Raw genomic sequence first — 19,277 nt, 5'->3', positions numbered from 1 at the left:
GGGTTTTGCCGCGGTAGCGCGTTTGTTATGCTGTCGCTTCAATGGCTGCCGTGGTGCGAGTATTCCACTCGCCCCGCACGCTTGCTCGGGATCCATGCTTCAACTCTTCTACTCGAACCGCTACGAAACCCTTGTCGGCGCGCTGCTCGACGACCTGGCGCAAGCGCCGTCCGATCCTTGGGCCGCGCAGCCTGTGATCGTTCCGAACGCGGCGGTGCGGCGCCGGCTCGAACTCGATATCGCGGCTCGCCAGGGTATCTGCGCAAATGTAAATTTTGGTTACCTCGCGCAATGGCTGTGGACGCAGATCGGCGGCGTGATCGAGGTGCCGAAGCATTCGCCGTTCGCGCCGGATCGGCTCGTATGGCGTTGCTACCGGTTGCTGGGGGATGCGGATGAAGCGCTGCCATGGAATGCATCGCCGCGTCTGCGCACGTATCTCGATGCGGCCGATGCGTCGATGCGCTACGAACTGGCGCGGCGCGTGGCCACCGTGCTCGACCACTATCTGACTTATCGCCCGGAATGGCTGCTGCAATGGCAGAAGGGCGGTTCGATCTTCGCCGGCGGCGCAGCGGACGACAACGGCCCGCGTCTGGCCGGCGCAAGCGATGCGGCCCGCGAGGACGAGCGCTGGCAAGCCGCGCTGTGGCGCGCGGTGCTCGCCGAAGTGGCGGGCGACGCGCAAACGCCCGCGGCTGCTTTGCCGCCCGCGTACCGCTTTCTCGACGAAATCGGCACACTCGATCTTGAAGCGATTTCGAACGCGCAATGGCCTGAAGCGGTCAGCGTGTTTGCATTGCCGACCATGCCGCCGCTGCACGTCGCCTTGCTGCGTGAGCTGTCGCGTTGGATCGACGTGCGTCTGTACGTAATGAACCCGTGCCGCGAGTTCTGGTTCGACGTCGTTAGCGCGGGCCGCGTCGAAGCGCTCGACGCGGCGGGCCAGCTCGACTATCAGGAAGTCGGCCATCCGTTGCTGGCGGAGTGGGGCCGCCAGACTCAGGCGCAACTGCATATGCTGCACGAGTTGACGGAGAGCGCCGCATCCGGCGAGACCGGCGACTTCACCGAGAATCCCGCACCGAGCTGGCTGGCCGCCGTGCAGAACGGCATTCTCGATCTGCGAGCGGAAACGGACACCGGCGAGTTGCCGATCGCGCGCGGCATCGAAGTGCATGTGTGTCACAGCCTGTCGCGGCAGTTGGAAGTGCTGCATGACCGCCTGCTCGGCTGGTTCGATGAGTTCGACGACCTGCAGCCGTCCGACGTGCTGGTTGCCGTGTCCGATCTTGCGGCCGCCGGTCCGTTGATCGACGCGGTGTTCGGCACCGCGCCGCCCGGCGATACCCGCCGCATCCCGTATCGGATTACCGGTTTGCCGCCGTCGCAGGCCAATCCGGTCGCGCGTTTGCTGCTCGACTGGCTGGCGCTGCCGGAGCGCAGCGTCGGTGCGCCCGATCTGATCGAATGGCTGCGCGTGGACGCGATCGCCGCGCGCTACGGAATCGATGCCGGCGCGCTCGAAGCCGCCCAGGAATGGCTCGCGGCAGCCGGCGCGCGGCGTGGGCTTGCGCCGGTCGAGCCGGTCGGCGAACACGTGCCGGTCGCCCGTCACACGTTCGCCGACGCGCTGACGCGTTTGTACCTCGGCTACGCCATGCCCGACGGTGGCGAGCCGGTCGATGCATGGCTGCCGGTTGAAGGCGCCGGTGGCTCGGAGGCCGAATTGCTCGGCCGCCTGGCGCGTTTCATCGACGATATCGACGCCTTCGCGCAACGCTGCGCGGTCGAACAAACGCCGGCCGAATGGACGCAATTGCTGCTCGAAACGCTCGCGCAGTGTTTCGACGGCGGTGTCGAGTTCGCCGATTCGCTAGCTGCCGTGCGCGACGCGATCGACAAGATCGGCGACGCGATGCGCGCCGGCGCGCAAGACGTGGCGCTGCCTGCCGCCGTGGTGCGCGGCGCGCTCACCGAAGCGCTCGACGACCCGGCGCGCGGCGGCGTGCCGTGGGGCAGCGTGACGTTTTCGTCGCTGACCAGTTTGCGTGGCTTGCCGTATCGCATTGTCTGCCTGCTCGGCATGGACGACGGCGTGCTGCCGAGTCTCGCGCGCGCCGACGAGTTCGACCTGATGGCCGCATTCGGCAAGGCCGGCGACCGGCAGCGCCGCGCCGACGAGCGCAACCTGTTTCTCGATCTCCTGCTGGCCGCACGCGATCGTCTGTTCATCGCCTATACAGGCCGCAGCATTCGCGACAACGCACCGTTGCCGCCGGCCGCGCTGGTCGACGAATTGCTCGACCATCTCGCGCAAGTGTCGGCGGGTGAGGATGCGAGCGCTGCGGAGATCGAAGCCGCGCGTCATGCGTTTATCGTCGATCATCCATTGCAGGCATTCGCATCGGACTATTTTTCGTCGCAGCGTGGGTTGTTCACCTACGACACCGATCGCGCGGAATTGGCCAGCTTGCTGGCCGCGCCGCAACATCCTCCGGCTGCGCCGTTCTTCGATCGACCGCTGCCGGCCGAAGACGCCGCTCCGGTTGCTTTCGACGAATTCGCGCGCTTCTGGCGTCATCCGGCGCGTGCGTTGCTGCGCGACCGGTTGGGTATCGTGTTGTCGGATGCACAGGGCGAATTGCTCGACACCGAGCCGTTCGAACTTGACTATGCGGGCCGCGATGCATTGGCCGATCGTCTATTGCCCGTGTTGCTGGACAGCGATGCCGAAGACGACGCAATGTTCGACCGTGTGCGCCGCGTCGCCGAAGCAAGTCCCGAGTTGCCGGGCGGGGCGACTGGCGCCGTATGGCGCGCGCGCGAACTGGGCGCGCTGCGCCAGCTCGCGGACAGCGTGCGCCGCGAAGTGGCCTCGGGTGTCGAACGTTTGCCGTTCGTGCTCGATATTGCGCCGCGCTGGCCGGACAGCGCCGCTACCGAAGCGCTCTTCGGCGCTCACGACGCGGTGCTGCGCCCGGCGGCCGACACCCCGTTGCAACTGCACGGCACCTTGAATCTGCTGACCGAAACAGGACAGGTGATTTTCCGCTACGCCAAACCCACCGCGCGCGACTACCTGTCTGCGTGGCTCGCGCATCTGGTCTATTGCGCGGCGCAACCGGATGGCTCGCGCCGCACTGTCTGGCACGGCAGCGCAGAGAGCTTCGAACTCACGCCGGTCGCCGCGCCGCTCGACGAACTGGCGCCGCTTGCCGCTTTGTTCAGAGCGGGGCGCAGGTTGCCGTTGCGCTTTTTCCCGAAGAGCGCCTGGGCCAAAGTCAGCGAGGGCGATTCCGCCGCCCAGGGCGCGTGGATCAATGACCGTGTGCGCGGCGAATCCGATGACCCGGCCTTGCGCATCGCGCTGCGCGGCACGCCGCTCACGCTCGACGAACCGTTCGGCAGTCTGGCGTCGATCGTCTTCAAACCGCTGGTGCAGCATCTGCGGAGCGCGTCATGAGCGGCGCTCAGAATGATGCGCTGGTCGCCGGGGAGCTCGATGTCTTCGCCTGTTCGCTCGACGGTGTCAACCAGATCGAGGCGTCGGCCGGAACCGGCAAGACCTGGAACATCTGCGCGTTGTACGTGCGGCTCCTGCTCGAAAAGAACCTCAACGCCGATCAGATCCTCGTCGTCACCTTCACGAAGGCCGCGACCGCCGAATTGCACGAGCGGATTCGGGGCCGGCTCGCGGAATTGCACCGGGCCATCGAAACGGACGACGACGGCGGCGATCCGTTCATCAAGCGCCTTTTCGAAACGACCTTGGCACCGGAGCGGGGCATCGAACGCGACGCCGCCTTGAAGGTGGTGCGCCGCGCGCTGCGCACCTTCGACCAGGCCGCGATTCACACGATCCACGCGTTCTGTCAGCGCGCGTTGCAGGAAGCGCCGTTTGCCGCCGCGATGCCGTTCGCGTTCGAGATGGAAGCCGACGACGCCGCATTGCGTTTCGAAATGGCCGCCGATTTCTGGCGCGAGCAAGTGGAACCGGTGGCGCACGCGCATCCGGCATTTGCTGCCTGGCTGGTGCAGAGGCGCGCCGGGCCCGCGTCGCTCGACGAGCAACTTGCACGGCGCCTGAAAAAGCCGCTCGCGCAATTGCGCTGGGGCAGTGTCGACGCGGGCGGAAACGCTGCGGATTCGCAAGCGAGTTTCGACGCCGCCGGCGAGGTCTGGCACGCGCAGCGCGACGCGATCGTCAGTCTGCTGGCTGAGGCGCAAGACCGTTTGAGCAAGACTTCGCACAAGCCGGAACTCGTGAGTGCCGCGATCGCCGCCTGGACCGACTACTTCGCACAGGGCGACCGCCATGCGTCGCCGCCGCGCGCCGCGTTGAAGCTGACCGCTTCGGCGTTGAAGAAGGCTACCAAAGTCAAGTTCGAGCCGCCTGAGCACGCGTTCTTCGCGCACGCCGAGGAACTGGCGGCCGCGGTGGTCGCAGCCGAAGCCGCGCAACGCGCGCGCTGGCTCGCGCTCGTAGAGACCTGGCTCGACTACGCGCCCGCCGAACTGGTGGCGCGCAAGCGCACGCGCCGCGTGGTGTCGTTCGACGATCTGCTGTCCAATCTTTATCGCGCGCTGGCCGCGCATCCCTGGCTTGCCGACGCTTTGCGCACGCGCTATCCGGCGGCGCTGATCGACGAGTTTCAGGACACCGATCCGCTGCAGTTCGCGATCTTCAGCCGCATCTTTGCGCCGGCCGGGCCGCTGTTTCTGGTCGGCGATCCGAAGCAGGCGATCTACAGTTTTCGCGCAGCGGATTTGCATACTTATCTGGCGGCGCGCGCGGCGGCTTCAGCGTGCTACACGCTGGCCGTCAATCAGCGCTCGACCGCGCCGATCGTCGAGGCCTGCAATCGTCTGTTCGAAGCCAATCCTCAGGCGTTCGTGCTCGACGGTCTCGACTATCAGCCGGTGCGTGCCGGCGAGCGGCGCCGGCCGCTTTTGGCCGATCCCGATGCGAGCGCGGGCGACTTCCGTATCTGGACCTTGCCGCAAGGCGACGCTGCGTTGACCAAACGCGACGCCCAGCGCGAGGCGAGCGAAGCGTGCGCCGCCGAGATCGTGCGGCTCTTGCGTGGCGCGCGTGAAGGCGCGGTGACGATCGGCGACGCGCCGCTCGCGCCGGGCAATATCGCGGTGCTGGTGCAGACGCATAAACAGGGCAGTTTGATCAAGCGCGTGCTGGCGGCGTGGGGTGTCGGCAGTGTGGAACTGGCGCAGGCCTCGGTGTTCGCGACGCTCGACGCCGAGCAGATCGAACGCGTGCTGGCCGCGGTCGATACGCCAGGCGACCTGCGCCGCTTGCGCGCCGCGCTCGCCACCGATTGGCTCGGCATGGACGCCGCCGCGCTCTGGCGTCTGGAGCAGGTCGCGGATGTCCCCGCGCCAGCCGACGATCCCGCACATGCCGCCGACGCAATGGGCTGGGTCGAGCGTTTTTCGCGTTATCGCACGTTGTGGCACGAGCGCGGCTTCGCGCTGATGTGGCGCACGCTGATGCGCGAGTTGCGGGTCGCGCAACGACTGGTTGCCGGACCGGACGGCGAGCGCCGTCTCACGAATGTGAACCATCTGGCCGAACTCGTGCAGGCGCGCGCCGCCACGCAACCGGGCATCGCGCCCACGTTGCGCTGGCTCGCCGCGCAGCGCACACAAGGTGGCGGTGAAGACGCGCAACTGCGGCTCGAGTCGGATCGCAACCTTGTGCAGATCGTCACCGTCCACAAATCGAAAGGGCTCGAATACGCGGTCGTATTCTGTCCGTTTCTGAGCGACGGGGCGCTGCGCGATCCGCCGTCGTCGGGACTGCCCGATGCACGCGAGTATCACGACGAAACCGGCGACGCGGTGCTGCACTACGGTTGCGATGACGACGAAGCCGAGCGCGCGTCCCGTTACGCGGCGCGCGAGCAGGCGGCCGAGCGGGCACGGCTCGTCTATGTGGCGCTGACGCGCGCGGTGTACCGCTGCTACCTGGTCGCCGGCACATACCTGTCGTCACGCTCGAGCAAGGAATCGCGGCGCAGCGTGCTGAACTGGCTGGTGGGCGGCGGTGGTCACAGCTTCGACGACTGGCTCTCCGATCCGCCCGACGAAGCCGCCTTGTCCGCGCGCTGGCAGGCGCTGGCGGGCGGCCCGATCGTGTTGCAAGCCTTGCCCAAGGTCGAGCGCCGTGTGCCGTTGGAAAGCATGCAGGATAGTGGCGCGCGGATGCAGGCGCGGGTCAGTCGCCGACCGTTACGCGATCAGTGGCGCATGGCGAGCTTCAGCGGCCTGATCGCGGCCGGAAGTAAAGCCGAAGACATGCAGGCGCCAGCGGAAGAGGTGCGGCCCGACCACGACGAGATTGCCGACGCGCTCGCGCCCGCGCCGCTGCCGGCGCCGCAAGCGCCGTCCTACGCGGCGGACGACATTCTCGCGTTTCCGCGCGGCGCGGCGGCGGGCGACTGTCTGCACCGGATGTTCGAACTCGCGGATTTCACCGAGCCGCACACCTGGCCGGACGCAATCAGCGGCGCGTTGCGCGAGCGTCCCGCGCCGGCGGTGCCTGAACTCGCGGCGCGCTTGCCCGCGATGATGCATAACCTGCTCACGGACGTGGTGACAACCGAACTGCTGCCCGGCATGGTGCTCGCGAAACTGAATCCGCGGCGGCGGCTGAACGAACTCGAGTTTCTGTTTTCGGCGCCGTCGCTCGATTTCCCCGCGTTGCGCGCGTTGCTGATCGAGCATGGGTATTCCGACGTCGCACTGGAACCGGGCGTGTTGCGCGGTTTCGTCAAAGGATTTATCGACATGATCGTCGAGCACGACGGACGTTTCTGGATCGTCGACTGGAAGTCGAACCATTTGGGCGACAGCGCCGCTGACTACGCCGCGGCGCCGCTCGAAGCGGCCATGGCGAGCCACGCGTATCACCTGCAGGCGCTGCTTTACACGGTCGCGCTGCATCGTTATCTGAAAACGCGGGTGCGCGATTATGCGTACGACACGCACGTCGGCGGCTATCTGTATCTGTTCGTGCGCGGCGTGCGTCCGGAATGGCGCGACGCCGACGGGCCAGCCGGCGTGCACATGCGCCGGCCCGCGTTCCAGCTGGTCGCGTTGCTCGACGCGGCGATGATCGGAGGTGCGGCGTGAGCACGTTCGATCAGACGTCAGTCGCGCCGCCGGCGCTCGACGATATCGAAGTGAATGCGCCGGCGCCGGCCGATTTCAGCACCGCGCTCGCCGAAGGATTCGCGCGCCGCATCGGCATGTTGGCACGGCGCGGCGGTGCGTCGGCAGCGGCAGTGAAGTGGGCTGCGCGCGCGGCCTTCGCTGCGAGCCGGGCGACTGCCGAAGGACACGTTTGTGTGCCGCTTCCGGTGCTTGCGCGGCGCTTCGAGGCATCGAGCGCCGACGTGCGCGCGGCGCTGTTCGCAAGCGGGATGGCCAGCGACGGTTCGCAAAACGCGGCGGCACTGCGTCCGCTGGTGATCGACGGGCAAGGACGGCTCTATCTCGCGCGCTATTACGATTACGAGCGGCGCCTCGCGCGCTCGCTGGTGGCGCATGCGGGGGAGGGGGCGGGTGCAGGGCAGACGGATACGCACGCGCGAAACGGCAAGCTTCGTGCTGACAACGCGGAGGCCAAAGCGAATGCCGGCGGTCGCGCTAACGCCGACGTGAGCGCCAACGCCAATGCCAACGCCGACGCAACCTCGCAGACGCTGCGCGAGCGCCTGCTGCGCTACTTCGGCCCGCCTCAGGACGAAGCGATCGACTGGCAGCGAGTCGCCGCAGTGATGGCGTTGTCCGGACGGCTCACGATCGTCAGCGGCGGTCCCGGCACCGGCAAGACCACCACCGTGGTCGGCGTGCTGGCCTGTCTGCTGGATGCGCGCGCCGATCTGCGGATTGCGCTGGCTGCGCCCACCGGCAAGGCGGCCCAGCGGATGCAGGAAGCCTTGCTCGCGCGCGCCGGCGATTTGCCGCCGGCACTTGCCGCGCGGTTGCCCCAGACTTCGTACACCTTGCATCGGCTGCTCGGTTCCGGGCCGGGCGGGCGCTTCCGGCATCATCGCGACAATCCTTTGCCTTACGACGTCGTGGTGATCGACGAGGCGTCGATGATCGACGCCGCCATGGCGGCGCATCTGCTCGATGCCGTCGCGCCGCAGACGCGTCTCGTGATGCTCGGCGACAAGGATCAGCTGGCGGCCGTCGAGGCCGGCGCGGTGTTCGCCGAACTTAGTGCACGGCCGGCCTTTACGCAAACAGGGCTGCAGCGGATCGCCGGCGCGCTCGGCATCGAGGCGGCGCGTCTGGCTCAGGCATTGCCGGGGGCCGCGAGCGGCTTCGATGCGGGACCCGGCGATCCATTCACGCATGCCGGCGCGCCAGACGACCCCGCTGCGCCGCCACACGACCTGTTCGCATACGTGGATGAGCCGGACCGCTTCGACGCGCCGCCAGGCGAGCCGTTTGCAAGCGCCGCCGATCCCGCAACCGCGCCGGTTTCGGCCGCGCAGAGCCCGCTTGCCGACAGCGTCGTCTGGCTCGAACGCAACTATCGATTCGGTCTCGACTCGCCGATCGGGCGCTTATCGCTCGCGATCCGCAACGGCTCCGCCGAGGCGGCGCTCGACGCGCTGCGCGTCGATCCCGCCGAACCCTGCGCCGCGGCGCTGCACGAAGACACCCACGCGACGCTGGCCGAGCGCACCGTCGCGCGTCTCGCAGCAGGCTTCGCGCCGTATGCCGACGCGCTTGCCGCAGCGCTCGCGGTCGGCACGCCGGATCCGTTGCCGCTCTTCGACGCGTTGAACCGATTTCGTATTTTGTGCGCGACCCGTTCGGGGCCGCGTGGCGTCGATCAGGTGAATACAGCGATGGCCGCGCAGGTGCGGCGCACGGCCGGTGTGACGCTGGCGGTCGGCGCGCAGTGGTTCGCCGGCCGGCCGGTGATGGTGACGCGCAACGACTACGCGCTCGGTCTGTTCAACGGCGACATCGGGATTGCGTTGCCTGGCGCGGGCGGCGCATTGCGCGTGTATTTCCGCACCGGCGACGGCGGTCTGCGCGCGGTGTCGCCGGCGGCGCTCCCGCCGCACGACACCGCCTTCGCATTGACGGTTCACAAGTCGCAGGGCTCGGAGTTCGAACACGCGGTGCTGATGTTGCCGTCGGTGTTCAGCCGGGTGTTGTCGCGTGAACTCGTGTACACGGCGATTACGCGCGCGCGTGAACGGGTCGAAGTGATCGGTGCGCGCGCCGTGCTGGCGCAAGCCATCGCGACGCCCACGCAGCGTGACTCGGGATTGGCCGCGCGAATTGCCGAGGCGTGGCGCGGTGCGTAGGAATGTGGCGCGGGCGAGGTTGACACCCGGCTCGCCGGAGTAGCCGGGTAGCCCGTCCCGCTTAGCTCGCGATGCCGTCGGGCTGCACGCGCGCCCCGACCCGGCTGCGCATGGTCTTGCGATACCACAGCGTCCACAGCGTCAAGCCGCCGTAGATGCCGTAGCCGATGAACGGCGAGACCAGCAGGAAACGCTCGATCGGCCACGTGAGGGCCATCCAAGCACGCAGCGCGGTTTCGCCGGTCAGGCCGACGCCCCACACCAGCGTCATCAGCCGCAGCGAAGTAGCGAGAGCAGGGCGCTCGCGCCACAGTGCCTCGAAGCGCGCTGCGCCGCCTTCCATCTCACGGGCGACAGTGACGCGCGCGAGATAGAAGATCAGCGGACGGCGCATCGGCAACGACAACAGAAACACCACGCCCACCGCGCCGGACACCAGCGACTCGCGCAGCAACAGCATGCGTGGACTGCCGCCCAGCGCCATCGCCGCGATCGACAGTACGATGCCGGTCACGACCATGACGCTCAACGCATCGACGCGGCGGAATCGCGCCAGTTCGATCAGGCTCCAGACGATCGGCGGCACGGCGGATGCGATCAGTGCGCCTGTCTCGCCCAGATGAGGCAGCGCGAACCGGTAAGCGAGCCACGGCAGCAGGAAGTTGACGGCCAGTTCCAGTACAAAACCCGGGCGGAGCTTCATATGAATTTACGCTGTAAGCGGAAACCTGCAGTATCGATGAACTGGCCGATCACGTGCAAATAGTTTTTCGCATCGGTGGGCGCGGTCGATAGCCGATGGTCGTCGACAGTCGATCCGCCCTGTGTACACTTGCGGTTCCTAGCCCTTTTTTGCGTCATGACCTCCCGTTATCCGATCCCGCCGAATGAAATCGAACTGACCGCAGTGCGCGCGCAAGGGGCGGGCGGTCAGAACGTCAACAAGGTATCGAGCGCCATCCACCTGCGTTTCGACGTTCAGGCTTCGTCGTTGCCTGAGGTGCTGAAGATGCGTCTGCTGGCGTTGTCCGACCATCGGCTCACGCGCGACGGCGTCGTGATCATCAAGGCGCAGGAGCATCGCACCCAGGAAATGAATCGCGCGGCGGCATTGGCGCGGCTCGATGAACTGATCGAAAACGTCAGCGTGACGCGCAAGCCGCGCGTCGCGACCCGGCCGACGCGCGCGTCGAATCTGCGCCGCCTCGACGGCAAGGCGAAACGCAGTGAGATCAAATCCGGCCGCGGCCGGGTGGACGATTAACGCTTAGCGCTTGCCGTTCCGGCCTAAGGAGCGCGTGCCGTTCGGCAAGGATGCCGGCACAAAGTCGACGCAAAGCACGTGGGTATCGCCGTCGCGCTCGAACGCGAGCGCGGCGGTATAACAGTCCTCGCCGTCGGCCAGCGAATAGTGCGGACCCATCATCGCGACGCGTCCTGGCGCGGCCAAAGCATGCTTGAAGTAGGCACGCCGCGACCAGTTGCTACGCGTATTGGTGTAGAGCGGCGCGAGCCGCAGCGGTGGCGGCGGCACCGAGGCGGCCGTTACCGATGGCTGAGTCTGTTCGCCCTGACGGTCGGTGACGAACACCCGGCGCGCTTCGCGCAAATGCCAGATATTTTGCGCCGCCTGGCGCAGATCGCCGGTCGCTTTGAACGCATCGGCGGCGGCCAGCACCGCTTCGGCGAAACCTTCGAAGCCGAGCCGCTGGTGGCCGGCATGGGCGCGTTCGTAATCGGCGAACTTGCTCCACATCGATTCGATCAGCGCGGGCACCTTAGCGCACGCTGCCTGCACCGAGCCCTTCGGCTGGCCGAGCCAGAAACCTTGCACAAAATCGACGTCGGCCTGCATCAGGATCATCAGTTCCTCGTCGGTTTCGACGCCTTCGGCCAGCACCAGCGTGCCGCACTGATGCAGCATCGCGATCAGGTGGCCGATCATCGAGTCGTCGCCTTCGCGCTTGCCGGCGCGCGCTACCAGCGAGCGGTCGAGTTTGACGATGTCGGGGCGGAAGCGCCACACGCGGTCGAAGTTCGAAAAACCGGTGCCGAAGTCGTCGATCGCGATCAGGAAGTCACGCGGCTGCGAGGCGGCGAGCATGCTCGCGACGGCGGATTCGTCGTCGGCCGGCTGTTCGAGCACTTCGATCACGATGCGCTCCTGCGGCAGGCCGAAGTGCGCCGAAAGCTCGTCGATGAAGGTACGCTGCGGCCAGCCGGTTTCGAACACCTGTGGACGCGTGTTCAGAAATAGCCAACCGGTCTCGATGCCTTGCTCCATGAAATTTGCCACATGCAGGCAGCGCGCGATGCGGTCGAGTTCGCGAGCCTCGGCGGCCGAGCGTGTACCGGAAAACAGCATCTCCGGCGACACCGGCAAGCCGACTGGATCGAACGCGCGCAGCAGTCCCTCATAGCCGACCACGCATTGATGCGTTACCGACAGCACCGGTTGAAACGCGCTGTGCAAGGTCAGCGCACGCCATGTCGCGGTCCAGCCCGACTCGTCCCGGACCAGATGCGGAAGCAGGCCGCTCAGGGTCAATTCACTGACGGTTGGCTTAAGGGCTGACATGAGAGCGGACATAAGGACATCACGGCAAGCGGGTGATGGGGCGCGCAAGCAGATTTTGCGCGCAACGGATGCACAGCCCAAGCGTTGGCAGGATGATGCGGGTCAGGCCTGAAAACGCGGAGAGCGACGCCAGCCATGCTGGACTCCGGCGGATTAGTCAAACCAGTCTAACAGTTCGTACTTCGCATGAATGTGCGGGTTATCACAGACGCGGGCGATGGCCGATTCTCGGCAAACCGGCCACCGGCGTGTGCGTTTGGCACGGCAGCGCGGGCGTATGAGAGCCCTTCGCAGGCGTTTGCCCGGCGTGTCTGAACCCATGAGCCGAGCCCATGAATCAAGCATATGACTCAAGTGCACGAGTTAAACGTATGAAGCCCAGCGTAACAGGGCGGCAAGCGGATGCCCGCCAAACTCCAGGTGAGGACGGTGCTCAGACGTTTAGCGGGCGGCAGGTCTTTGGCCGCCTGCACGTTTGCCGGGCGGCGGGTATGCTGCTGCTTTTCGTGAAACGGAGATCAAGCATGGCGGAAATCGCGGTGGTCGCAATCTCAGTGGCCAAGCCGGGCTATGAAGAGCAATTGCGTGAGGCGCTCGAGGGCATCGTCGGGCCGACGCGCAAAGAGCAGGGCGCGCTTCAATACGACCTGCATCGCGACGTGCAGGAGCCGCGCCGGTTCGTGTTTGTCGAGCGTTGGGAAAGCCAGGACGCGCTGGCCGCGCATGCCAGATCCGCGCACATCGCGGCTTACAGGGAAACCGTTGCGGATTGGGTCGAACACGCGGAAATTCGCGTCGTGTCGAAGATTGCGTAGAGCGTGCAAAGCGGCTGAAAGGCGGTTCAGCGGGATGCGAACCGCCCGGTAACGGCGAGCGGGCTGCCTGCCCGGATCTGGTCTGTGCGTCGCTCGCCGTTTGTTTTTAGTGAGTTGCTTGCGGGACGTCGAGAATCAGGATGATGGTCCAGTCGGCGTCGCCGTCGTGATGATATTGGCGCTCGGCGACGATGAATGGTTGCTGCTTGCCGTCCGGGCCGAGAAACAGCACGTCGCCTTCCATCGGCAGGCACTCGACGGGCGGCAGCGCGAGGAACGCTTCCTGACCGCCGCGCGGCATCAGTTTTTCGATTTTGCGGGATGCTGCTTCAGTCCATTCGATATCTAGCTGGATGTTGCTCATGCTGTCCTCCGCACCAAGGTGCGTACGGGTTGGGGGGATTCCGGGTGGGGCTTCCGGTCGGTGCGCGACTTTAGCATACCGTGCGCGGCGCACAGGAGCGTGTGACGCGCCGGTAGCGCTTCTTCAACGAGGCCCGGCCGGCGCGCTACACATCGAACACGCTCAGTCCATTAGACAACAAAAAAGCCGAAACCGGCGGTGCCGGCTTCGGCTTTTCACCTTCGCGGCGACACCGCGGGTGAGGCTATCGAACTGCGCTTACGAACTCGCGGCGTCGGCCTTGGCGGCCTTCTTGTGATGAGGCGGGGCCATCTTGTGATGTTTGGCCGGCATGGCCGGTGCACTTTCCATTGCCTGTTGCCGGTTTTGCAAATCTTGCGCACGCTGTTCGACGTCCGCCGCCTTGGCCGGATCGGTGCTCATCATGACGCCGTTTTCCTGCGCATAAGCCGCGCCCGTTACGGCGCTAAGGGAAACCAGGATCGCCAGGGACACTTTCTTCATGTTACCTCCGTAGAGTGGTTGTGGACCCGAGTACTTGCCTGTCCGAACGGAAAGACAATGCATTCTAGCCAGCAATATCCGCTCCAGCGGACGTTTTGTAACAGCGATGACAATTCGTTACACCTTGTTACTTTCAGCCTGCGGCCAATACCGGTCATGCGATTTCGAACAACCCGGTTGCATATTGCCGATACTAAAAAATATTCGCATCGCTAAATAAATAACATCCGCGCTGCAGCGATCATTCAGAACCAGCCGATTGCACAATAGACATGAAATTGTGCAATTCCAATGAGTTCGTGCAGCGCGATCTCCGCGTTCACAAGGTTGTCATAGCGCGGCAGTAGACCGAGACGTGCGCGCCGAGCACTGGAGATCAGCGGCTGCGGCGCGAGCCCGAAGCGCTGGAAGTCGAGCAATGCGCGAGGCATCTGATACGCGGAGGTGACGAGTATCAACGAATCGTAGCGTGAGCGTTCGACGATAGCCGATACGTTGCGCGCGTTTTCGAAAGTCGTGCGGCTGCGGTTTTCCAGCACGATATCCGCGCGCCGCACCTGTTTGCGCAGCAGGTAGGGCAGGTAAGTATCGGCTTCGGTCGCTCGATGCCGCTGTGGATTGCCACCGCTCACGATCACCTCGCACGTCGTTGCCGTGCGCTTACATGCGGCATAGCTGTCAGCGCTGACGGCGATGCGCGCAAGCACGTCGCGCGGCGGAACCAGCACGTCGTCGTCGTATTCGGTGCCGCCGCCCAGCATGATGATCGCCGTACGCGGCGCGAACCTCGCGGGTGCGTCCGTCTGCCGCTGCGGCTGAACCAGGTCGAGCAACGGAGCAGTCAGCCAGCCGGCGGCGAGCAGCCAGAACAGGGTGATCGTGCAAACGGCAAGGTGCCGGCGGGCGCGTTTCCATAGCACGATTGCTGCAAAAAAAAGCGCTAATAAAGTGAATAGAATCAATTTAAATGGGGTAACGTATGACTTTCGGGCCAATCCACTGGCTTGCTATCGCGCCGCAGCGGTTGCATCGTCGGCTTGTGGACAGAACGCTATCATGCGTTGAGACGGGGATCCTGAAAATAACAAGATCAAGCAGCATTTGGCGGGAGCTAGCTGCATCGTATGCAACCGGCTTTCAGCCATGAGCGGATGCTATGCGCATCACTGGTGGCGCGGTGACGTGTTGGGCAAAGATGTGTCATAGCTGCACTTTAAGAAAGAAGTGAGATGACCACGTATTCCAACGAAGCGGTACTTGAAGCGCTGCGGCGGGCGCAATATCGCCAGGTGCCATGGGCCAGACGGCCGGGCGTCTTCCAACATCTCCGGGCGCTGGGCTTGATGGACACTGTCCGGCAGCGCACGGTCGCGCCTGCTCCGGGTTTTCATGCCCCCGTCGATATTGCCGTGCTGACCGAGCGGGGCAGAGCCGAGTTTGCGCGGCTCGAGCACGCCGAACGCCTACTGAGTTGGGCTGCGCAGCGGATGAACGACTACGTCGTCGCTACGGCCGAAACGCACCCAACAGCTGCTCTCGAAGTCAGACCTTAGGGTCGCTGAGCGGCCTTGCACTGTTTCCCCGGCCGCATGACGCGGTCGGCGGCAGTTTTATTCTCCGCTGATTCGCGGGCACGACGCGTGCCGTCTCCCCTGTTCAGGCGAAAAAAAGCCCGTATCGCGAGGATACGGGCGTACCGGATTTACTACTGCCACGCTGTGCTTATGGCACTGAATGAGACTGGTGAAGCGCCGGGTGGTTCCCCCAATCGCTTAATTCGTACTACAGCGCCTTCATCGCGATGTCTGACGCATGAAACGCCCGCGCCTAGCGGCGTCGCGCCGCATCTCCGCGTGGCGGCTCCGGTCGTGTGCGGACATTGCTTGCGATATCGCCGCGCAAATCGCCTCGCGGCGCCGGCGGCGTGAAGTCGCGGTTGCGCGTTTCGCTTTGTTGCCTGGCTTCAATGGAGGCCGTGCGATCCGGCCGCCAGTTCCACCCTTGTGGGCGCTGCTGCGCGAGCGCCGGTGCGGCCATTGATGAAACGACAATGCCGCACAGAAGCAGTGACATTGGTTTCATGCTGAGCTCCCATCAAGCCGATCGACTCAAGGCCTGTTTGCATATCCATACGGTATGCCGAGTAGCGAAAGCACGGTGTAAGTAATAGTAAATGGATGTTTCACCCGCAACATTCGAGCGGCTTCAGGCATCTGAAGCCGCTCGACGGCGAACGCGGGGAAGCTGAAGCGGACGACTACGATGGGCGCGCTGTGGAGCGGTGCCCATGACAGGCCGGTCAAGCGCGTGAACGCGCGGCGGCCCAAATACACGCCGAGCGCCCGCAGGGCGCCCGGAGGCAAAACAATTCGCGTCAGGCCATCTTGACCGGCGCGCGCCACGATTCCGGATTGGTCCAGAATGCGCCGCGCAGACGGTCGCGGCTCGGCGGTGCCGGCGGTTTCGCCGCCGTCGCGCCAATGCGTCCGCGCAGCGAAATTTCGCGGCCGCTCGTGCCAAGTCGCTTAACTATTTCGGCGAGCGTACCATCGGCTTGCCACTCGTCGAAGCGGCGGCGGCAAGTCGGCGGCGACGGATACCGGCCGGGCAGCTTGGACCAGCCTTCGCCCGTCGACAGCACCCAAAGCACGGCGTTGACAACTGCGCGTGCTTCCACACGTGGTCGACCGCGTCGTTCACTCCGTGCTGGCTCCGCACAGAACAACGCCTCGACCAGCGCCCACTCGTTGTCTCTCAAATCGTCGAACAGCATCATGTTTCACCTCAGCGAAGCTAACTCCGGTGCGCTGCCCCGCGCCGCGCACTCTCCATGCACTCGATAGGCGAGTGCCAAGGGGGTCGGGCTTGCCACGGTCTGCTATGCAGTCAGATGTCATGGCGCCGACCCTGTGTGCATCTAAACGCAGGAAGTGTGCCAAGTTAAGTCCAACTGCCTGAAAGCCCCGTAACGGCGGGCCAGCGCGGGCGCCAGCTAGGGGCGTATGAGAATCCAAAAAACCCATCTCGAAAATCGGGACAATCACCAATCTTGTGCAATCAAGCCCGGCCAGCGTGCGTTTGCGCCTTATTGCTGCAATGCGGCGAGATAATCCAGCACGGCGCCTGTGCGACATTTCGCCATACAATGCGCATCAAACGATGTTATTAATGAGATCGGCAAATGAATGTGACGCTGCGCCAGCTAAGGGTTTTCATCGAGGTCGCCCGTTTGCGGAGCTTCAGTCGCGCTGGCGATGAGATCGGCCTGACGCAATCGGCGGTCAGCCGCTGTGTGCGCGAACTGGAGGGTGAAATCGGCCTCAAGCTGATTGACCGCACCACCCGTGAGGTGCAGCTCACCGACGTCGGCGGCAACCTGGTGTCGAGCGTGTCGCGGCTGCTGACCGACCTGGATGACGCGTTGCGCGAGATTCGCGAAATCGGCGAGCAGCGGCGCGGACGCGTGGTGGTCGCGGCCAGCCCGACGGTGGCCTGCCGGCTGATGCCGGGCGTGGTGGCATCGTGCAGCCGGCAATTCCCGTTCATCGCGCTGGGCTTGCGCGACGACGTGCAAAGCGATGTGGTGCGCAAGGTCAAGTCGGGCGAAGTCGATTTCGGCGTCATCATCGGCCCGTTTTCCGCCGACGATCTCGTCAGCGAATCATTGATGACGGATTCGTTCTGCGTCGTATCTCGCGGCGATCACCCGCTGGCGGCCAAAGCGCAGGTGGCGTGGACGGACCTCGATGGCCAGCGACTCGTCATGCTCGATTACGCGTCGGGCAGCCGCCCGATCATCGACGCAGTGATGCAGGAGTACGGCGTGAGCGCCACGGTGGTGCAGGAGCTGGGGCATTCCGCGACCGTTTTTGGGCTGGTCGAAGCGGGCGTCGGCGTGAGCGTGCTGCCGTGGCTGGCATTGCCTTTGCCGGCAGGGGCCTCGCTGGTGGCGCGGCCACTGGTGCCGCGCGCCGAGCGCACGGTCGAATTGGTGCGGCGGCGCGACCGGTCGCTGTCGCCGGCGGCGGAGGCGGTGTGGGGCTTGGTCCGGCAATTGCCGGCGCGGGCAGAGGATCTGGACTGATGCACGGATCAGCGCGGACGCGCGGTTGCTGTGGCCAGGGACCCCGCTGCGTCTGTCGGCTTGACGACTTCGCCGTCCCCTAAACAGGCGCCGCGCTAAACTGTTGCCTTTCCTGAACCTCAACCTTTACCCGTCACCCGTGTGGAAGTCTCAATGAGCGAATCGGATCTGCCTGTGCCGTCCGTCCCGAACGCGCGCGATGCCGTGCGCGCACTGCGTCCTTCGCAGATCCGTGAAGTCGCCAATGCCGGTTTCGGCGTGGCAGACGTGCTGCCGTTCTGGTTCGGCGAGTCCGACCGGGTGACGCCGGCTTTCATCCGCGACGCCGCCAGCGACGCGTTGGCCGCCGGTGCAACCTTCTATACGCATAATCTGGGCATCGCGCCGCTGCGTGTCGCGCTCGCTGACTACGTCAGTGAACTGCACGGGCCGACTTCGCCCGATAACGTCGCGGTGACCAGTGCGGGCGTCAACGCGCTGATGCTGGCTGCGCAACTGGTGGTGGGCGCGGGCGACCGCGTCGTCGCGGTGACGCCGTTGTGGCCTAACCTGGTCGAGATCCCCAAGATTCTCGGCGCGCATGTCGAAACGGTCGCGCTCGGTTATGGCGAACACGGCTGGCAACTCGATATCGAGCAATTGCTGGCGGCGCTCACGCCGGACACGAAGATGTTGCTTGTCAACTCACCGAACAATCCGACCGGCTGGGTGATGAGCTGTGACGAGCAGCGCGCCGTGCTGGCGCATTGCCGGCGCCACGGCATCTGGATCGTCGCCGACGAAGTCTATGAACGCCTTTATTACGAGGACGTCGGCATAGCCGCCAGCGGCGCCCGGTCACGCACCGCGCCGTCGTTTCTCGATCTGGCCGCGCGCGACGAGCGCGTGATCTGCGTGAACTCGTTCTCGAAAGCATGGCTGATGACGGGTTGGCGGCTCGGCTGGATTGTCGCGCCGGCCGCGCTGATGGACGATCTGGCCAAGTTGGTCGAATACAACACTTCGTGCGCGCCTGCTTTCGTCCAGCAGGCGGGCATCGCGGCCGTCCAGCAGGGCGAGCGCTTTACGCAGGAACTGGTGCGCGATCTGAAGGCGTCGCGCGACCATCTGGTGCAGGCGCTGTCCGCCGTGCCTGGCGTCGACGTGAAGGCGCCGCCGGGTGCGATGTATCTGTTTTTTTCCATGCCGGGGGCCTCGCGCAGTCTCGAGTTGTGCAAGGCGCTGGTGCGGGAAGTGGGTCTAGGCGTGGCGCCCGGCAGCGCGTTCGGTCCGCAGGGCGAGGGTTTCGTGCGTTGGTGCTATGCCTGCGACACGGCGCGGCTGGACGCGGGCGTTGAGCGTCTGAAGCGTTTCCTGGCACAGCACGGCACGCCGCATTGAGCGTTGGCGGCGAAGCGGAGAGCCGGGCGGGTTGCCTGTCCATTTCCGCCCGCTTTGGCAATAAAGCAGGCGGGTCGAGGCATACGTGGAAAATGCGCCGGGATTTCGTCTTTACGCACCGATTGTTTTTGCGTAATATGGCGCTCAGTCACGCGATTCCTTTCAGGACTTTCGCTGCTCCGTCCGGCTGGGTTTGGCT

14 protein-coding genes and 1 pseudogene are annotated in these 19,277 nt (G+C 65.3%); 8 read left to right on the top strand and 7 right to left on the bottom strand.

Going from position 1 to position 19,277, the window contains the following annotated elements:
* The first annotated feature begins 94 nt into the window (after positions 1–94).
* From recC to SB772_RS20675, 3 genes are read left to right on the top strand one after another with little or no spacing between them, the layout of a single operon-like run.
* Positions 95–3,466, top strand: coding sequence for an exodeoxyribonuclease V subunit gamma (recC, locus tag SB772_RS20685; RefSeq protein ID WP_410835069.1), 3,372 nt, complete (start codon positions 95–97; stop codon positions 3,464–3,466).
* On the top strand, positions 3,463–7,152 hold the full coding sequence (gene recB, locus SB772_RS20680) for an exodeoxyribonuclease V subunit beta (RefSeq protein WP_410835068.1): 3,690 nt from the start codon (positions 3,463–3,465) through the stop codon (positions 7,150–7,152). The genes recC and recB overlap by 4 nt, the downstream gene beginning before the upstream one ends.
* On the top strand, positions 7,149–9,353 hold the full coding sequence (locus tag SB772_RS20675; RefSeq protein ID WP_410835067.1) for an AAA family ATPase: 2,205 nt from the start codon (positions 7,149–7,151) through the stop codon (positions 9,351–9,353). Before recB ends, SB772_RS20675 begins: the two co-directional genes overlap by 4 nt.
* 61 nt (positions 9,354–9,414) lie before the next feature.
* Here SB772_RS20675 and SB772_RS20670 read toward each other — a convergent pair whose 3' ends face one another.
* Positions 9,415–10,056 (bottom strand): VC0807 family protein, encoded by a 642-nt coding sequence (locus tag SB772_RS20670; protein ID WP_410835066.1) that lies wholly within the window; start codon positions 10,054–10,056, stop codon positions 9,415–9,417.
* A 156-nt stretch (positions 10,057–10,212) separates the two neighbouring features.
* Between SB772_RS20670 and arfB the strand changes: the two genes are divergently transcribed.
* Complete coding sequence (arfB, locus tag SB772_RS20665; protein ID WP_410835065.1) at positions 10,213–10,617, top strand: alternative ribosome rescue aminoacyl-tRNA hydrolase ArfB; 405 nt, start codon at positions 10,213–10,215, stop codon at positions 10,615–10,617.
* 3 nt (positions 10,618–10,620) lie between these two features.
* Here the strand turns inward: arfB and SB772_RS20660 are convergent, their stop codons facing one another.
* A complete protein-coding gene (locus SB772_RS20660; RefSeq protein ID WP_410835064.1) occupies positions 10,621–11,931 on the bottom strand; it encodes an EAL domain-containing protein in 1,311 nt (436 codons plus the stop codon).
* Positions 11,932–12,455: 524 nt separating this feature from the next.
* Between SB772_RS20660 and SB772_RS20655 the strand changes: the two genes are divergently transcribed.
* Positions 12,456–12,746: a putative quinol monooxygenase gene (locus tag SB772_RS20655; RefSeq protein WP_410835063.1), complete on the top strand. Its 291-nt coding sequence runs from the start codon at positions 12,456–12,458 to the stop codon at positions 12,744–12,746.
* A 106-nt stretch (positions 12,747–12,852) separates the two neighbouring features.
* On the opposite strand, the gene SB772_RS20650 is transcribed toward SB772_RS20655, so the two are convergent.
* The 3 genes from SB772_RS20650 to SB772_RS20640 form a co-directional block, all read right to left on the bottom strand.
* Complete coding sequence (locus tag SB772_RS20650) at positions 12,853–13,110, bottom strand: hypothetical protein (protein WP_007182306.1); 258 nt, start codon at positions 13,108–13,110, stop codon at positions 12,853–12,855.
* A gap of 258 nt (positions 13,111–13,368) precedes the next feature.
* A complete protein-coding gene (locus SB772_RS20645; protein ID WP_410835062.1) occupies positions 13,369–13,614 on the bottom strand; it encodes a hypothetical protein in 246 nt (81 codons plus the stop codon).
* 245 nt (positions 13,615–13,859) lie between these two features.
* Positions 13,860–14,576 (bottom strand): YdcF family protein, encoded by a 717-nt coding sequence (locus tag SB772_RS20640; protein WP_410835061.1) that lies wholly within the window; start codon positions 14,574–14,576, stop codon positions 13,860–13,862.
* A 267-nt stretch (positions 14,577–14,843) separates the two neighbouring features.
* Between SB772_RS20640 and SB772_RS20635 the strand changes: the two genes are divergently transcribed.
* Positions 14,844–15,167, top strand: coding sequence for a hypothetical protein (locus tag SB772_RS20635; protein WP_410835060.1), 324 nt, complete (start codon positions 14,844–14,846; stop codon positions 15,165–15,167).
* A gap of 274 nt (positions 15,168–15,441) precedes the next feature.
* Here the strand turns inward: SB772_RS20635 and SB772_RS20630 are convergent, their stop codons facing one another.
* Together SB772_RS20630 and SB772_RS20625 are read right to left on the bottom strand one after the other, a co-directional pair.
* On the bottom strand, positions 15,442–15,696 hold the full coding sequence (locus SB772_RS20630) for a hypothetical protein (protein WP_410835059.1): 255 nt from the start codon (positions 15,694–15,696) through the stop codon (positions 15,442–15,444).
* Between the two features lie 295 nt (positions 15,697–15,991).
* A pseudogene (locus tag SB772_RS20625) lies at positions 15,992–16,387 on the bottom strand (transposase); the annotation flags it as partial.
* A 408-nt stretch (positions 16,388–16,795) separates the two neighbouring features.
* Here SB772_RS20625 and SB772_RS20620 point away from each other — a divergent pair.
* A complete protein-coding gene (locus SB772_RS20620) occupies positions 16,796–17,698 on the top strand; it encodes a LysR substrate-binding domain-containing protein (protein WP_410835058.1) in 903 nt (300 codons plus the stop codon).
* Between the two features lie 153 nt (positions 17,699–17,851).
* A complete protein-coding gene (locus tag SB772_RS20615) occupies positions 17,852–19,078 on the top strand; it encodes a pyridoxal phosphate-dependent aminotransferase (protein ID WP_410835057.1) in 1,227 nt (408 codons plus the stop codon).
* Positions 19,079–19,277 lie beyond the last annotated feature (199 nt).

The sequence above is a fragment of the Paraburkholderia sp. SIMBA_030 genome (assembly GCF_046535245.1).
GTDB lineage: Bacteria > Pseudomonadota > Gammaproteobacteria > Burkholderiales > Burkholderiaceae > Paraburkholderia.
The sequence above is the reverse complement of the archived record's forward strand: the minus strand, read 5'-3'. Positions and strand labels throughout refer to the sequence as shown.

What these genes read in the sequence shown, in the direction of transcription:
- SB772_RS20660 (WP_410835064.1), bottom strand. Translation starts at nt 11,931, where the DNA reads ATGTCAGCCCTTAAGCCAACCGTCAGTGAATTGACCCTGAGCGGCCTG.
- arfB (WP_410835065.1), top strand. Translation starts at nt 10,213, where the DNA reads ATGACCTCCCGTTATCCGATCCCGCCGAATGAAATCGAACTGACCGCA.
- SB772_RS20635 (WP_410835060.1), top strand. Translation starts at nt 14,844, where the DNA reads ATGACCACGTATTCCAACGAAGCGGTACTTGAAGCGCTGCGGCGGGCG.
- SB772_RS20655 (WP_410835063.1), top strand. Translation starts at nt 12,456, where the DNA reads ATGGCGGAAATCGCGGTGGTCGCAATCTCAGTGGCCAAGCCGGGCTAT.
- recC (WP_410835069.1), top strand. Translation starts at nt 95, where the DNA reads ATGCTTCAACTCTTCTACTCGAACCGCTACGAAACCCTTGTCGGCGCG.
- SB772_RS20630 (WP_410835059.1), bottom strand. Translation starts at nt 15,696, where the DNA reads ATGAAACCAATGTCACTGCTTCTGTGCGGCATTGTCGTTTCATCAATG.
- SB772_RS20670 (WP_410835066.1), bottom strand. Translation starts at nt 10,056, where the DNA reads ATGAAGCTCCGCCCGGGTTTTGTACTGGAACTGGCCGTCAACTTCCTG.
- SB772_RS20645 (WP_410835062.1), bottom strand. Translation starts at nt 13,614, where the DNA reads ATGAAGAAAGTGTCCCTGGCGATCCTGGTTTCCCTTAGCGCCGTAACG.
- recB (WP_410835068.1), top strand. Translation starts at nt 3,463, where the DNA reads ATGAGCGGCGCTCAGAATGATGCGCTGGTCGCCGGGGAGCTCGATGTC.
- SB772_RS20650 (WP_007182306.1), bottom strand. Translation starts at nt 13,110, where the DNA reads ATGAGCAACATCCAGCTAGATATCGAATGGACTGAAGCAGCATCCCGC.
- SB772_RS20620 (WP_410835058.1), top strand. Translation starts at nt 16,796, where the DNA reads ATGAATGTGACGCTGCGCCAGCTAAGGGTTTTCATCGAGGTCGCCCGT.
- SB772_RS20615 (WP_410835057.1), top strand. Translation starts at nt 17,852, where the DNA reads ATGAGCGAATCGGATCTGCCTGTGCCGTCCGTCCCGAACGCGCGCGAT.